Source organism: Bacteroides sp. RTP31139st1_H2_RTP31139_211217 (assembly GCF_040227615.1).
GTDB lineage: Bacteria > Bacteroidota > Bacteroidia > Bacteroidales > Bacteroidaceae > Bacteroides > Bacteroides uniformis.
In genome coordinates this window covers 6463-7994 of record NZ_JBCNZM010000188.1, presented here as the reverse complement: position 1 = coordinate 7994, position 1532 = coordinate 6463, and the positions used below count along the sequence as shown (strand labels likewise).

Sequence of the window (1532 nt, the reverse complement as noted above, 5' to 3'; positions counted from 1 at the left end):
CCCTTGAGTGTCCGGCCTCCGGAGGATTCCAGTTTATCCAGTGCCTTGCCGGCCTTTTCCAAGCGCCGGAAGAGATCCGCCACACGCGGATCGTGCTTGTCGATGAAATAATGGCTCATAACGCGGCGGTATTAGGATAGTGCGACGATTGCAGCAGTTTCCCGACATCTTCCGGTTTGTAGAAGATTTTGTGACGGATGCGGCTGAAAGGCAGCAACCCTTTCTCCCGGTAGGTTTGCAGGGTACGTTTCGATATACCCAGCACGTCACAGACATCCTGGTTGTCCAGCCATTTTTTCAAACTCACGTCCTCTTGCCTGCGGCATAACGCCTCGGCTTTTCTTTCAATGGCTTCCACGTGCCCTGCCAGCGCGTCGAAAGCCTTCACGTCCATACTTATTATTTCCATGTTCTGTTTCATTTTTTGTTTCCCGGATGCCCAAAAGTACACAAATGAACAGTATCTTGTTATCAGCCAGTGGTATATGGACGTATCCGTCTTAAAAGTGGCAGCGAGTGGCGCCACGTCCGGCGGAAACGATCCTCCGCCGATACGGGATCGGCACGTTCCGATACGCCAATCGCCCGTGAAAGGAAATGTTCGCGGGCGATTTATCATTCCATGCAGGGTGAGCCGTGAACCGACTTTCGCGAGCGTTCACGGCATATCGTTTTCTCCCCGTTTCTCTCCCATAACCTTTTCCTCTCTTTTTTTTCATGCCGCGGAGCGCGGTATGGAAATCTGTTGTCAGTAGCAAAGGTAGTTACGGGGCTCACGCTGCTGCAAGATCGGGCCGCGGGGCGGTTTGCCGCAAAATCTTCCTCTTTCCCTGCGGGCGAGCGTATTTTCCGACAAAATCTTGCAGCAGCTATCCCCGACACCTTTTGATGCTACCGAAACAGATTCCATCCATACCGGCTCCGCTACGGCATAAAAAAAAAGTCAAAGGTTATGAGAAACGAAGAGAAAAATAAATGGAAACAGAAATCCTCCAACCTTCCACTTGGCATAAAGGCAAAGGTCGGGTTGGCGGTAAAGGTCGGGGCGGTGGCTTTGGGCTTCCACGTGTGGGGTATCGACTTTATTTGGGTCGTTTTGGGCTTCACGTTCTGTTATGACATCCTGCGGGGCATTTTCTCCTGCCTTGTTTCTCTCGTGGCTCTAACCGGCTTTTTCTATTTCCTATTCACTCACATCTTCTAAATTTTTACAGGTATGACAAAGTACATTTCATTATTCGGAGCGACTACCACGGACACGCAGGTGCAGGTAGTCAAGGAAAACCAGGTAATCATCGGTATCGGTGCGGGTGCGAGCAGAAAGCGTTACGTCGTTTACAAGGTGGAACACACCGCCCGTGGCTACGTGTACCACATGGTCGATACCGAAACAAAGGAAATCAGCCAAACGGACATTTTGCGACCCCTCTCGCAAACATTCGGTATCGGCAGGTACTACGACGACGTGAACCCCGAGTTCATGGACGCTTTCGAGGTGGCTTTGCTCGTGAGGCAGGCGGAAGAGCAAGCCA

General features: G+C 51.4%; 2 protein-coding genes and 2 pseudogenes. 2 read left to right on the top strand and 2 right to left on the bottom strand.

The window, feature by feature from the left end; translation table 11 throughout:
* Together ABUA47_RS21110 and ABUA47_RS21105 are read right to left on the bottom strand one after the other, a co-directional pair.
* Positions 1–119: pseudogene (locus tag ABUA47_RS21110) on the bottom strand (DNA-binding protein); the annotation flags it as partial.
* On the bottom strand, positions 116–409 hold the full coding sequence (locus ABUA47_RS21105; protein WP_004319131.1) for a helix-turn-helix domain-containing protein: 294 nt from the start codon (positions 407–409) through the stop codon (positions 116–118). The gene ABUA47_RS21105 and the pseudogene ABUA47_RS21110, both read right to left, overlap by 4 nt.
* Positions 410–952: 543 nt before the next feature.
* On the opposite strand from ABUA47_RS21105, the gene ABUA47_RS21100 reads away from it, so the two are divergent.
* Entirely contained in the window at positions 953–1204 is a 252-nt protein-coding gene (locus tag ABUA47_RS21100) for a hypothetical protein (RefSeq protein ID WP_004303766.1), read from the top strand.
* 12 nt (positions 1205–1216) lie between these two features.
* A pseudogene (locus ABUA47_RS21095) lies at positions 1217–1532 on the top strand (hypothetical protein); the annotation flags it as partial.

What these genes read in the sequence shown, in the direction of transcription:
- ABUA47_RS21105 (WP_004319131.1), bottom strand. Translation starts at nt 409, where the DNA reads ATGGAAATAATAAGTATGGACGTGAAGGCTTTCGACGCGCTGGCAGGG.
- ABUA47_RS21100 (WP_004303766.1), top strand. Translation starts at nt 953, where the DNA reads ATGAGAAACGAAGAGAAAAATAAATGGAAACAGAAATCCTCCAACCTT.